This is a genomic window from Terribacillus halophilus, assembly GCF_900162685.1.
GTDB lineage: Bacteria > Bacillota > Bacilli > Bacillales > Amphibacillaceae > Terribacillus > Terribacillus halophilus_A.
On sequence record NZ_LT727828.1, the window covers coordinates 1,098,440 to 1,111,475 of the forward strand.

At 42.4% G+C, this 13,036-nt stretch carries 16 protein-coding genes and 1 riboswitch; all 16 genes read left to right on the forward strand.

Annotated elements, in window-relative coordinates; genetic code table 11:
• The first annotated feature begins 47 nt into the window (after positions 1-47).
• The 16 genes from B1K52_RS10025 to B1K52_RS10100 all read left to right on the forward strand — a co-directional run bounded on the left by B1K52_RS10025 (position 48) and on the right by B1K52_RS10100 (position 13,033).
• On the forward strand, positions 48-398 hold the full coding sequence (locus tag B1K52_RS10025) for a ribonuclease M5 (RefSeq protein ID WP_077307811.1): 351 nt from the start codon (positions 48-50) through the stop codon (positions 396-398).
• 78 nt (positions 399-476) lie between these two features.
• Entirely contained in the window at positions 477-716 is a 240-nt protein-coding gene (locus B1K52_RS10030; protein ID WP_143588868.1) for a thioredoxin family protein, read from the forward strand.
• Between the two features lie 85 nt (positions 717-801).
• The gene (locus B1K52_RS10035; RefSeq protein ID WP_077307815.1) at positions 802-1,131 is read left to right on the forward strand and encodes a hypothetical protein; all 330 of its coding nucleotides are present in this window, start codon (positions 802-804) and stop codon (positions 1,129-1,131) included.
• Positions 1,132-1,190: 59 nt separating this feature from the next.
• Positions 1,191-1,292, forward strand: a riboswitch (SAM riboswitch).
• 94 nt (positions 1,293-1,386) lie between these two features.
• Positions 1,387-2,409 (forward strand): methionine ABC transporter ATP-binding protein, encoded by a 1,023-nt coding sequence (locus tag B1K52_RS10040; protein WP_077307817.1) that lies wholly within the window; start codon positions 1,387-1,389, stop codon positions 2,407-2,409.
• The gene (locus B1K52_RS10045) at positions 2,402-3,070 is read left to right on the forward strand and encodes a methionine ABC transporter permease (protein ID WP_143588869.1); all 669 of its coding nucleotides are present in this window, start codon (positions 2,402-2,404) and stop codon (positions 3,068-3,070) included. The genes B1K52_RS10040 and B1K52_RS10045 overlap by 8 nt, the downstream gene beginning before the upstream one ends.
• Positions 3,071-3,083: 13 nt before the next feature.
• Positions 3,084-3,926 (forward strand): MetQ/NlpA family ABC transporter substrate-binding protein, encoded by an 843-nt coding sequence (locus B1K52_RS10050; protein ID WP_256855894.1) that lies wholly within the window; start codon positions 3,084-3,086, stop codon positions 3,924-3,926.
• Between the two features lie 223 nt (positions 3,927-4,149).
• Complete coding sequence (gene sufC / locus B1K52_RS10055) at positions 4,150-4,929, forward strand: Fe-S cluster assembly ATPase SufC (protein WP_077307819.1); 780 nt, start codon at positions 4,150-4,152, stop codon at positions 4,927-4,929.
• A gap of 17 nt (positions 4,930-4,946) precedes the next feature.
• Positions 4,947-6,251 carry a Fe-S cluster assembly protein SufD gene (sufD, locus tag B1K52_RS10060; RefSeq protein WP_077307821.1) on the forward strand — a complete coding sequence of 435 codons (1,305 nt, stop codon included), beginning with the start codon at positions 4,947-4,949 and terminating at the stop codon, positions 6,249-6,251.
• Entirely contained in the window at positions 6,251-7,477 is a 1,227-nt protein-coding gene (locus B1K52_RS10065) for a cysteine desulfurase (RefSeq protein WP_077307823.1), read from the forward strand. The genes sufD and B1K52_RS10065 overlap by 1 nt, the downstream gene beginning before the upstream one ends.
• A complete protein-coding gene (gene sufU, locus B1K52_RS10070; protein WP_077307825.1) occupies positions 7,467-7,901 on the forward strand; it encodes a Fe-S cluster assembly sulfur transfer protein SufU in 435 nt (144 codons plus the stop codon). The genes B1K52_RS10065 and sufU overlap by 11 nt, the downstream gene beginning before the upstream one ends.
• A gap of 51 nt (positions 7,902-7,952) precedes the next feature.
• Complete coding sequence (gene sufB, locus B1K52_RS10075; protein WP_077307827.1) at positions 7,953-9,350, forward strand: Fe-S cluster assembly protein SufB; 1,398 nt, start codon at positions 7,953-7,955, stop codon at positions 9,348-9,350.
• A gap of 287 nt (positions 9,351-9,637) precedes the next feature.
• Complete coding sequence (locus B1K52_RS10080; protein ID WP_373022639.1) at positions 9,638-10,120, forward strand: DUF2975 domain-containing protein; 483 nt, start codon at positions 9,638-9,640, stop codon at positions 10,118-10,120.
• A 10-nt stretch (positions 10,121-10,130) separates the two neighbouring features.
• Positions 10,131-10,349 carry a helix-turn-helix domain-containing protein gene (locus B1K52_RS10085; protein ID WP_077307831.1) on the forward strand — a complete coding sequence of 73 codons (219 nt, stop codon included), beginning with the start codon at positions 10,131-10,133 and terminating at the stop codon, positions 10,347-10,349.
• Positions 10,350-10,444: 95 nt separating this feature from the next.
• Positions 10,445-11,272 carry a DUF817 domain-containing protein gene (locus B1K52_RS10090; protein WP_077310572.1) on the forward strand — a complete coding sequence of 276 codons (828 nt, stop codon included), beginning with the start codon at positions 10,445-10,447 and terminating at the stop codon, positions 11,270-11,272.
• 79 nt (positions 11,273-11,351) lie between these two features.
• A complete protein-coding gene (locus B1K52_RS10095) occupies positions 11,352-12,143 on the forward strand; it encodes an SDR family NAD(P)-dependent oxidoreductase (protein ID WP_077307833.1) in 792 nt (263 codons plus the stop codon).
• A gap of 74 nt (positions 12,144-12,217) precedes the next feature.
• On the forward strand, positions 12,218-13,033 hold the full coding sequence (locus tag B1K52_RS10100; RefSeq protein ID WP_077307835.1) for a sulfite exporter TauE/SafE family protein: 816 nt from the start codon (positions 12,218-12,220) through the stop codon (positions 13,031-13,033).
• Positions 13,034-13,036: the final 3 nt, after the last annotated feature.

Consider the following 13,036-nt stretch of genomic DNA (forward strand, 5'->3'; position numbering starts at 1 on the left):
ACGGGCAAAGAAGCAATCAAATATCGATCAGAATAGGTGATGCCAAAATGGGTGATGAGGGAAAAGTCATTATCGTAGAAGGACGTTCGGATAAAGAGCAGATAAGAAAGATCATCGATGAGGAAGTGACGATCATCTGTACCAATGGCACGTTGGGAATCGAGCGGCTGGAGCAGCTGTTGTATGACTATGACTTGGATCACAAAGAAGTATATATTATGGTGGATGAGGACAGTGCCGGTCATAAGCTGCGAAAACAGTTAGCCCGAGAGCTGCCGCATGCCCAGCATATTTACGTAGACAGAACCTATCGAGAGGTAGCGGCTACCCCGGCCCCTGAATTGGCCACAGCCCTGCTTAGCAGAAGCATCATGGTGCATCCATTCTTCCTCGTCTGAAGAAAGAAGGGATGAATTATTAATATTATCGAAACAGATGTCCAGTCCATAATCCAAGAAGGACAGGCAAGGATTTTTGTGCATACGCCGTTTTGCGGCACTTGTCAGCTGGCTGAAAGAATGCTGCAGGCAGTAGAGGCGGTCATGAAAAAGGAATATTATTATAAACTGAACGCTTCTCTGTTCCCAGACTTTATGCAGAAGCATCAAATTGAGAGTGTACCTTGTCTCATTACTTTCCAAGATGGTCAAGTAAAAGATAAGACATATGCCTTTCAGTCTGTTCAGCATATGCTGGCAAAAACGATCAGCGAATAAAACAGCTTTCTATTGCGGAAAGCTGTTTTTTCTTGCAGGAAAATGGGTCGTAAAGAGCCAAATACAGGTGGAGGAGGGATGCTGGATGATCATCGAAAATTTGACGAAGCTAAAACGACAAATTGAGGAGAGGGAAGATTTGCTGCCGTTATGCAATGATAAACGGCTGAAGGTCTTCATTGACTGGGGTCATGACCATTACGATTTGTATATTGATCGAAGCAGCCTCACAACACCTGCACCAAAGCCTTATGGGTTTCTGCATATCCGAACGGATGAACAGACGGTACAGCAACTGCTTACAGGTGCAGTAAAACTGCGCAGCCTCCGGGCTGAGCAGGCAGTCGATGGTGATTATCAGCATATTCTGCTAATGGAGGCGCTGCTGCTTCTTGGAGCGGAGAAAAGTCTGTAAAATATGTTGACAGAATTATTGACTAATGCTAGAATCCAATTTAGCAATCATATACGAAACTCTTATCCAGAGTGGCGGAGGGACTGGCCCGATGAAGCCCGGCAACCACAGGTAATCCTGTATGGTGCCAATTCCTGCAGGGAAACCTGTACAGATGAGAGAACAATTATTGACACTTAGGAAGCGTCTTTTTGTTCTCAAACAAAAAGACGCTTTTTTTATGCTTAAAAAGCACCATAGAAAGGAGGAGCGGAATTGATCACAATCAAAAACCTCTCCAAGACATATCGTACGAAAAAACAGAATATTACAGCAGTCGATCAACTGAATATGACGATTGAATCAGGTGAGATCTTCGGTGTTATTGGCTACAGCGGTGCTGGGAAAAGTACATTCGTACGCCTGCTGAATCGTCTCGAAGAACCGACTGCTGGTGAAATAATTATTGATGGTAAGGACATTGTTAAACAGCGTAAAAATGAACTCCGTCTTGCCAGACAAGAAATCGGAATGGTTTTCCAGCATTTTAACTTGCTTTGGTCCCGAACCGTGCACCAGAACATTGCCTTTCCATTGGAAATCGCTGGTGTACCGAAGAAGGAACGTAAAGCAAAAGTAGACCATTTAATCGAGTTAGTAGGATTGAAAGGTCGGGAAAGTGCTTATCCATCGCAACTGAGCGGCGGTCAAAAGCAGCGTGTTGGTATTGCCCGAGCGCTTGCAAACGATCCGAAAGTATTGCTTTGTGACGAAGCAACATCTGCATTGGATCCAGAAACAACAGATTCCATCTTAGACCTGTTAGTAGACATCAACAAACGTCTAGGATTGACGATTATCCTTATTACACATGAAATGAACGTAATTAGTAAGATCTGTCACCGTGTAGCTGTTATGGATACAGGTAAAGTTGTAGAAGAAGGGGACGCCGTACATGTATTCCAAAATCCGCAGCAGGCAGTCACGAAGCGTTTTGTGCAGCAGCTGGACGGAAGTGAAAAATACGAGTCCTTGTCCTCAGCAGTATTGAATGAGGGAACAGGAACAATCATTAAACTTTCCTTCTCTGGCGAAAATGTCAATCAGACAATTGTCAGCCAAACTGCGAAACAATGTGACGTAGACATCAACATTATGCAAGGAAATGTGCTTCAGACACATAGCGGAGCAGTTGGAAGTTTATTCTTGCAGCTGGTAGGCAGTGAAACAGAAGTAGAGAAGGCGCTGAACTTCATCCGCAGTGCAAATGTAAAAGCGGAGGTGCAGGAGCTTGTTTGAGAAATGGTTTCCTAATGTAGATATTGCAGACTTGAATACAGCCATCTATGAGACATTCTATATGACCATTCTTTCTTTGATTGGTACGTTTATTATTGGTATTATCCTTGGATTATTGCTTTACCTGACTAGTAAAGGAAAGCTTTGGGAGAATAAAGTTGTTTATGGGATTGTAGCAGCGGTCGTTAACGTTTTCCGAGCGATTCCGTTTATTATTTTAATTGTGCTGCTGCTGCCTTTTACCGATTTCCTAATGGGAACGATTCGCGGTCCCTCGGCAGCACTGCCAGCTTTAATCATTGGTTCAGCACCATTTTATGCAAGACTAGTAGAAATTGCACTCAAAGAAGTTGATCATGGTGTAGTAGAAGCTGCGAAAGCAATGGGTGCTAAGAACTCAACAATTATGGTCAAAGTATTGTTGAGAGAGTCGACTCCGGCTTTGGTTTCCGGTCTCACAGTTACAGCAATTGCACTTATTGGTTCTACGGCAGTAGCAGGCGTGATTGGAGCAGGCGGATTAGGTGACTTTGCCTACTTCTATGGATTCCAGCGACGTCAGACAGATGTTGTTATTCTGTGTACTGTCTTAATTATTATATTGGTATTTGTCATCCAGTTTATAGGTGACTTTATTTCCAACAAACTAGATAAACGTTAAAGGAGAGATTTACTTGAAAAAGTCATTATTAGTTATTCTATCCGCTGTATTTATGATTTTCCTGGCAGCCTGCGGTTCTTCTGATTCTTCAGACAGCAGCTCAGACGAAAAAACAATCAAAGTCGGTGCCTCTAGTACACCGCACGCAGAAATTCTTGAAGAAGCAAAACCGCTGTTGGAAGATGAAGGTATTGATCTTCAAATTGAAGAATACCAGGATTATATTTTCCCGAACCAAGACTTGGCAAATGGTGATCTTGATGCGAACTACTACCAGCACATTCCATATCTAGATAACTATAATAAAGAGACAGAAGGCGAAGACAAAGATCTAATCAGTCTTGGTGCTGTACATCTGGAGCCAATGGGTGTTTATTCTAAAAACATTAAAAGTGTTGATGATATTAAAGATGGAACAGAAGTACTAATGGGACGTAACCCAGCGGAGCAAGGCCGCGTATTATCCATTTTCGCAGAAGAAGGACTCATCACAATTAAAGATGGCGTCGAACCTGTTCAGGCTACTTTTGAAGATATTGATGAGAACCCTAAAAACTTGAAATTCAGCATGGAGGTAGATCCTGCAATTCTTCCTGAAACATATGAAAGAGAAGAAGACCAGCTTGTTGTTATCAACACAAACTATGCTTTAGAAGCTGATTTGACACCGTCTGAGGATGCGCTGATTCTTGAAGGTACAGATTCTGTTTACGGCAACATTGTTGCGGCGCGCCCGGAAGACAAAGATAATGAAGCATTGCAAAAATTGATGGACGTGCTTCATTCTGATGAAATCAAGCAATTCATTGAAGAAAAGTATAAAGGGGCTATCCTGCCTGTAGATACAGAAGAATAACATTCTCATGCCCTTGCTGGTATTCTCAGCGAGGGCATTATTTTTTGTCGAAATTAGAAATGTGTTACAATAGAAGAGGAACATGTTAAAAGCGTGTTTTTATCTAGTAAAAAAGTTGATAAAGGTTGTACAATGCTTTAAGATTATAATGAGAATAAATTAATAATGTCTTTAAATAAACATTATTAAAATCTATAAAATAGCAGCTATCGGAGGGTTAATAATGGCAGGTTCAGTTTTAGAGATTAAAGACCTACATGTTTCGATTGAAGATAAGGAAATACTTAAAGGTGTAAACCTTACGATAAAAAGCGGGGAATTCCATGCGGTAATGGGACCAAACGGTACTGGTAAATCCACATTGGCATCCGCAATCATGGGCCATCCAAAATATGAAGTAACAAGCGGAAGCATCACGCTTGATGGCGAAGATGTATTGGAAATGGAAGTGGACGAGCGTGCTCGTGCCGGTCTATTCCTTGCTATGCAGTACCCAAGTGAAATCAGCGGTGTAACAAACTCTGACTTCTTGCGTTCTTCTATTAATGCACGCCGCGCGGAAGGCGACGAGATCCCATTGATGAAGTTTATCAAAGAAATGGACGAAGCAATGGATTTCCTTGAAATGGATAAAAATATGGCGCAGCGTTACTTGAACGAAGGTTTCTCCGGCGGTGAGAAAAAGCGTAATGAAATTCTTCAGCTTCTTATGATGAAAGCAGAAATCGGTATTCTAGATGAAATCGATTCCGGTCTTGATATCGATGCACTGAAAGTTGTTGCAAAAGGTATTAACAGATTGCGCGACGAAAACTTCGGCTGCCTAATTATTACCCATTATCAGCGTTTGCTAAACTACATCGAGCCTGACTTCGTACACGTTATGATGCAAGGCCGTGTCGTTAAATCCGGCGGTTCTGAGCTTTCTAAACGTTTGGAAGCAGAAGGATATGACTGGATTAAACAAGAGCTTAACATCGAAGACGAAACAATTAACGCGTAAACTGGAGGAGGGATCTTATGACTGTTGAAACGAAGCAACCATATAACGATGAATATATCAGCCGTTTTTCCAGTTCCCGCAATGAGCCTGAATGGATGAAGGATCTTCGTCAGCAAGCTCTTTCTCAATCGGAATCTTTGGACATGCCAAAGCCCGATAAGACTGGGATCAAAAACTGGGATTTTAATACGTATGTGCATGAAGTAGAAGGAAGCAAAATTGATGCATTGGACAAGCTGCCGGCAAGTGTTGCTGCTTTAATTGATGCTGACAATGCACCTAACCTGTACATTCAGCGCAATAATAGTGCTGCATACCTTGCACTTGATGAAAAGTGGAGCGAGCAAGGAGTTATCTTTACTGATATCTCCACTGCGTTGCAGCAGCACGCTGACCTTGTGAAGCGTTATTACATGAAAGATGCAGTAAATGTAGATGAAGACCGTTTGACTGCTTTACATGCAGCATTAATGAACGGCGGCGTGTTCGTCTATGTTCCGAAAAATGTCGTAGTAGATGAGCCGCTTCAAACTATCTTCTGGCAGGAAGATGACAGTGTTGCTTCCTTTAACCATATCTTGATTGTTGCGGAAGCGAACAGCTCGGTAACATATGTGGAAAATAGCATTTCTCATAATGCTGATACAGCAACGTTTGCCAATGTGGTAACGGAAGTTATTGCGGAAGACAATGCGAACGTATCTTATGGCGCAGTAGATAACTTTGCTGCAGGTACGACTGTTTACGCGAAACGCCGCGGTGTTGCTTATCGTGATGCACGTATTGATTGGGCAATCGGTCAAATGAATGACGGAAACACAATCAGTGAACATATCACCAACTTGATCGGAGATAACTCTGGTTCTGAAGCGAAGAGTGTTGTTGTAGGACGCGGAAAACAAATCCAAAACTTCACGACAAACATCATTCATTTCGGTAAAAACTCTGTCGGCAGCATTTTGTCCCATGGTGTTATGAAGGAACAAGCAAGTTCTGTATTTAACGGTATCGGTAAAATCGAACATGGTGCAAGTAAATCAGATGCCACGCAAGAGACACGTGTTTTGATGCTTAGCCAAGGTGCACGTGGTGATGCCAACCCAATTCTCTTGATTGATGAAGATGATGTAGTTGCTGGACACGCAGCTTCTGTAGGCCGTGTCGATCCGCTTCAGCTTTATTACTTGATGAGCCGCGGAATCACCAAGCATGAAGCAGAACGTTTGATCATCCATGGATTCCTTGCGCCTGTTGTAAACCAGCTGCCGATTGAATCAGTAAAAAATCAGCTGACACAGGTAATTGAAGGGAAAGTAAACTAATGGATGCCCGCTCTATCCGTGAACAGTTCCCGATTCTGAATCAAGAGGTCAACGGACATCCGCTGGTCTACTTGGACTCTTCTGCAACTTCCCATAAACCGCTTGCGGTTTTGGAAGCTGTGGATGCTTATTACCGGAACGATAACAGCAATGTACATCGCGGTGTGCATACGCTGGGAACCCGGGCTACGGATAAATATGAAGGTGCCAGGGAAAAGGTGCAGCAGTTCATCAATGCTAGAAGCACGAAGGAAGTCATCTTTACACGTGGTACAACGACTGCAATCAATACAGTTGCACATAGTTATGCCCGTGCAAATTTGAAACCTGGTGATGAAGTAATCATTACACCGATGGAGCATCATAGCAACATCATTCCATGGCAGCAAGCGGTCAAAGCGACTGGCGCTACATTAAAATACTTTGAATTAAATGATGATGGTACATTGAACATGGACGATGTGAAAAAATCGATTGGTCCGCAAACAAAAATCGTAGCTTTGACACATGTATCCAATGTTCTAGGTACAATCAATCCAATAAAAGAAATCGTCGAACTTGCTCATCGGCAGAATGCTGTTGTACTCGTAGACGGTGCACAAGGGGCACCCCATCTGAAAGTAAATGTGCAGGAAATCGATTGTGATTTCTATTGCTTCAGCGGACATAAAATGTGCGGCCCAACAGGTATCGGGATCCTTTACGGAAAGCAAGAATTGCTGGAAGAAATGGAACCGGTGGAATTCGGCGGAGAAATGATTGATTTCGTTCACTTATACGATTCCACATGGAAAGAGCTTCCTTGGAAGTTTGAGGGAGGAACTCCGATTATTGCTGGTGCCATTGGTCTTGGTGCTGCGATTGATTTTCTTAATCAAATTGGCATGGATGAGATCGAAGCACATGATCAGAAGCTGACAAATTACGCGATGGAACGCATGCGTGAAATTGAAGGTCTGGAGATTTACGGACCTGCAGCAGACAAACGATCTGCCGTTGTTACTTTCAATATCGATGGTGTCCATCCGCACGATACGGCTACTGCTCTTGATACTATGGGAATTGCAGTGCGCGCAGGTCATCATTGTGCACAGCCTCTTATGCGCTGGCTGAATGCCACCGCGACTGCCCGAGCTAGTATGTACGTCTATAATACCGAAGACGATATCGACCAACTTGTCAGCGGTCTGACAAGAACGAAGGAGTTTTTCGGCAATGTCTTTTGATAATTTAGATACACTCTACCGTCAAGTGATCATGGATCACTATAAACATCCGCGTAATCGTGGTAAGCTGGAAGGAGACGCACTTGTAGTCGACATGAACAATCCGACATGCGGTGACCGTATCCAGCTTCAGCTCGAGGTAGAGGATGGCAAGGTAAAGGATGCGAAATTTGATGGAGAAGGCTGTTCGATCAGTATGTCTTCTGCTTCCATGATGACACAAGCTGTCAAAGGGAAAGCCGTTGAAGATGCTCTTCGGATGTCAGAGCTGTTCTCTGATATGATGTTAGGGAAAGAGATTGATCCTGGTGATTTGGAGCTTGGTGATATCGAGGCATTGCAAGGAGTTGCAAAGTTCCCGGCCCGCATCAAATGTGCGACACTCGCCTGGAAGGCGATGGAGCAAGGCGTCGAAAAGAAATAAATGTGAACACTGTCGTGTGTAGAATAGATAAATCTTGAAGGAGGCTTTACCATGGCTAAAAAAGCGCCTGAAATTGGAGATTACCAATATGGCTTCAGCGACCGTGATGTGTCCATATTCCGTACGGAAAAAGGCCTTACACCTAAGATTGTTGAAGAAATCTCTAAGTTAAAAGAAGAACCACAATGGATGCTGGACTTCCGTCTTAAATCCTTGGAGCAGTTCTACAAAAAGCCAATGCCGCAGTGGGGTGGAGACCTTGCTGAGCTTGACTTTGATGAAATCACTTATTATGTAAAACCTTCTGAGCGTTCTGAACGTTCTTGGGATGAAGTACCAGAAGAAATCAAAAACACATTTGATAAACTTGGTATTCCAGAAGCAGAACAAAAATACCTTGCAGGTGTATCTGCACAATATGAATCAGAGGTTGTTTATCATAACTTGAAAGAAGACCTAGAAGAAATGGGAATCGTCTTCAAGGATACAGATACAGCGCTTAAAGAAAATGAAGATCTTTTCCGTGAGCATTTCGGTAAATTGATTCCGCCATCTGATAACAAGTTTTCTGCGTTGAACTCTGCTGTATGGTCCGGCGGTTCCTTCATTTATGTACCGAAGGGCGTTAAAACGGATACACCATTGCAAGCCTACTTCCGGATCAACTCCGAGAACATGGGTCAGTTCGAACGTACACTTATCATTGTAGATGAAGGTGCTTCTGTGCATTATGTAGAAGGTTGTACAGCTCCTGTTTATACAACGAATTCCTTGCATAGTGCGGTTGTAGAAATCTTCGTTAAAAAAGATGCTTACTGCCGTTATACAACGATTCAAAACTGGGCAAACAACGTCTACAACTTGGTTACAAAACGTGCGACAGTTGATGCCAATGGTACGATGGAATGGATTGATGGTAACATCGGTTCTAAACTTACAATGAAATATCCTGCGGTTATTCTTAAAGGAGAAGGCGCACGCGGTATGACATTGTCCATCGCCCTAGCTGGTAAAGGCCAGCACCAGGATGCCGGCGCGAAAATGATGCACTTGGCACCAAATACTTCTTCGACGATCGTTTCTAAATCCATCTCCAAACAAGGTGGTAAAGTTACGTATCGCGGAATCGTTCACTTCGGTAAGAAAGCAGACGGTGCACGCTCCAACATCGAGTGTGACACACTGATTATGGATAACAAATCCACTTCCGATACGATTCCATACAACGAGATCTTCAATGAGAACATCTCCTTGGAACACGAAGCGAAAGTTTCCAAAGTTTCCGAAGAGCAATTGTTCTACTTGATGAGCCGTGGTATCTCTGAAGAAGAAGCAACTGAAATGATCGTAATGGGCTTCATCGAGCCATTCACGAAAGAATTGCCAATGGAATATGCCGTAGAAATGAACCGTTTGATTAAATTCGAAATGGAAGGTTCTATCGGTTAATAAAATGAACGGAGTCACGTCTGAGAAGACGGACTCCGTTTTTTTTGTTCATATATCGATGACTATTTTTAGATAATGTAAGTATAGACCTCATCTGTAGGTGATCTAATCGTTTATAGCAAACTGCTAACATCCTATTGGTTTACAAAATAATTCAATTTTCTTTGCATCTCCATTGGGATGTTTTTTTATTTAAACAATAAAAATATTTTATTTATCATTAATTATTTATTGTAAAACGATAAATAATACATTAAAATCATTTATAGAAACGAAATGAGGTGCTTATTATGAAACGAGAAACACTCTTTTTAAAGGCTGCTTTATTATTCATGGCTTTACCGGTTCTTGCATTATGTATCTTTGCAATTCCGAATATAGCTTTTGGTTCAGCAGATTATTATCCAGAAGTTGAATTCTTAAAATATCCTGCTTTGGTTGGATTGTATCTAACAGCATTGGCATATTTTCTAGCTCTTTACCAATCTTTCCGCTTGCTTGGGTATATTGATAAAAATGTAGCTTTCTCCGATTTGTCAGTGAAGGCATTAAAAAATATCAAACTCTGCGCGATAACGATAAGTGTTGTTTATGTCATCCTCCTGCCGTTAGTTTATGTTGTGGCCGAGAGAGATGATGCTCCAGGTCTTATTTTAGTAGGGATGGCGCTTATATTCGGACCGTTAGTAGTAGCAATCTTTGCTGCTGTTCTGCAAAAAATGCTGAAAAGTGCCATTGATATAAAATCAGAAAATGACTTGACGGTCTGAGGTGAACCATATGGCGATTATTATAAATATTGATGTAATGCTGGCGAAAAGAAAAATGAGTGTAACTGAACTATCAGAACGGGTTGGGATTACGATGGCCAATCTCTCCATCTTAAAAAACGCAAAGGCAAAGGCGATTCGCATTTCGACATTAGACGCAATTTGCAAAGCATTAGACTGTCAGCCAGGCGATATATTGGAATATCAAGCTGACGAAGGAAAATCATAGCAAGTAATTCTACTAGTTATGTGTGACAGAAATATATGATAAAGAGAGGTTGGGAAGTGATGGAGAAGAACAGCATGTATGCAAATCAGGGCACAATGTCACCTGAAAGAAGCACAAGGGAATCTAAGGGACTTCGAGCTGTAAAGCAGCTGATTCATTTTGGCTGGGGTCAGGCACTATCTTGTTTATTTCCAGTTGTTATTTTTGCATCTCTTGCGCTGACACAAATCTTTCCGCTTCCCTTCTTTCCACGCTATGATTGGCTGCTGATTATTTGCGTCCTGATGCAAATAGTGATGTTACGTGCAAGACTTGAAACAAAAGATGAATTGAAAGTCATTACGTTGTTTCATATAATCGGACTTGCTTTGGAACTCTTTAAAGTACATATGGGCTCCTGGTCTTATCCCGACGAAGGATACTCGAAAATATTTGGAGTACCGCTATACAGCGGGTTCATGTATGCAAGTGTCGCAAGCTATCTTTGCCAGGCTTGGAGAAGACTGAAGGTAAACTTGATAAATTGGCCGCCTTTTCTAGCTGTTGTTCCCCTTGCAGCTGCGATCTATTTGAACTTCTTTACGCATCATTATTGGATTGATGTAAGGTGGATTTTATCAGGACTCGTTATTATTGTATTCAGGAGAGCTTGGGTCACATACGAGGTGAATCAAGTTCGTTACCGAATGCCGCTTGCACTGTCTTTTGTTCTTATCGGCTTTTTTATCTGGGTTGCCGAAAATATTGCCACGTTCTTCGGCGCTTGGGAATATCCCAATCAAACGGACACTTGGAGTCTCGTGCATCTCGGCAAAGTAAGTTCATGGCTTTTATTAGTCATTGTCAGCTTCCTCATTGTAGCGACGCTAAAATTGTATAAAGAGAAGTTACCGCACAAAAGTATTGGCGATCATAAGCAGTAGATTGAAATCATACGGATGTTTGGCTTTTTCTCACATTGGGAACATCTCTTTTATGTGAAAGATAAAGGAGATGAATTCGATGAGCTATAATTTGGAAGATAAAGTAGCCATTGTAACTGGGGCCAACGACGGAATTGGGCTGGCAACGGTTCGAGCTTTTCTTGATGAGGGTGTAAAAGTTGTCGGTGTGAGTTTGACGACCGATTATGTGGATGAAGATGCTTCGAATAGTTCTTCCTTCTTACCGATAGAGATGGATTTGACGGATGAGGGTGCTGCGGAGAAAGTAGTCGAGGCGGCTGTCTCTCACTTCGGGAAGCTTGATATTTTGGCCAATGTAGCTGGAATTGCCACTTATAAAGACAGCTTTATGGATGTGACGATGGATATTTGGAAAGAAACTTTTGAAACCAATTTGTTCTCGGTGGTGGCATTGACGAAAGCCGCTATACCGGAGCTGAAAAAGCAGGCGGGAGCAAGTATTGTAAATATTGCTTCCGAAAGCGGTCACGTACCAGATTCATTCGCGATTGATTATAGCGGCAGTAAAGCAGCAGTGCTGAATTTGACGCAAGCATTGGCTGATGAATTTGGCGGAGTTATCCGCGTAAATGTAGTTTCTCCTGGTCCAACTCGTACAACGCTATGGAATAAGCCGGGCGGCATGGTTGATATGCTGTCTAACAAGTTTGACAGAGAAGGTGAAGAGGCTGTCAGCTATTTTGCGAAAGAAGTCCGGCAGATACCGCGCGGGGAGATTGGACAGCCGGAAGAGATTGCCAATGTTATTGCTTTTCTCGCTTCAGACAAAGCATCATACGTCAATGGAGCTGAATTCCCAGTGAACGGCGGATCAGTCAAATATAAATAATTTCTGTTATAATGGTGTGACTGTGCTATACAGTCGCACCTTTTTAAATTACATAGAAGATGGAAGGGATAATGATGGTCTTTGCCGTAAGTTTACTAATAGGGCTTCTCGCTGCCGCGCTGGGCAGTTTGGTAGGTTTAGGAGGGGGCATTATCCTCGTTCCGCTGCTGTTGATTTTAAGCAGTTTTTGGGATAAATTCAGCTGGGCGACACCGCAAACAATCGTTGGTGTTTCTGTTATTGTCATGATATTTACTGCTTTATCATCCACACTAACATATATGAAAAGCGGAAGAGTCGATTATAAGAGCGGCTTCATTTTCTTGGCAGGCGGAGTACCGGGAGCGATCCTTGGCTCATTCCTAAACCGGTTCGTCTCGGGGGATGGTTTCTCCCTTTATTTTGGAATACTCGTCTTAATTGTCTTTTTTATGTTTTTCGTAAAGCGCAAAGAGCAGGAGAAAACGAATCTAAAAGGAATCGTTGTCACAAAAGAACTGGATGGAAGCACCTATACGTATAGCTTTCGGTTTTTCGCAGCATTTTTATTATCATTATTCGTTGGACTGCTTTCGGGTATGTTTGGAATTGGCGGCGGCAGCTTTATGGTGCCGGCGATGATTCTGATTTTTGGGTTCCCGGCTCATGTTGCTGTAGCGACAAGTATGTTTATGGTGTTTTTCCTCAGTATTGTCAGTACAATTACGCATATTTCGCTCGGCCATGTGGAATGGGTTTATGTGTTTGCCTTTATTCCAGGAGCAATTCTGGGCGGAATTCTTGGAGCGAAGATTAACCAGTTACTAAAAGGCAATACAGTCGTCTGGATATTACGTATTATGCTCATATTAGTTGCCATCCGTTTAATCTGGGATGGCTTGTTGTCATAAAGG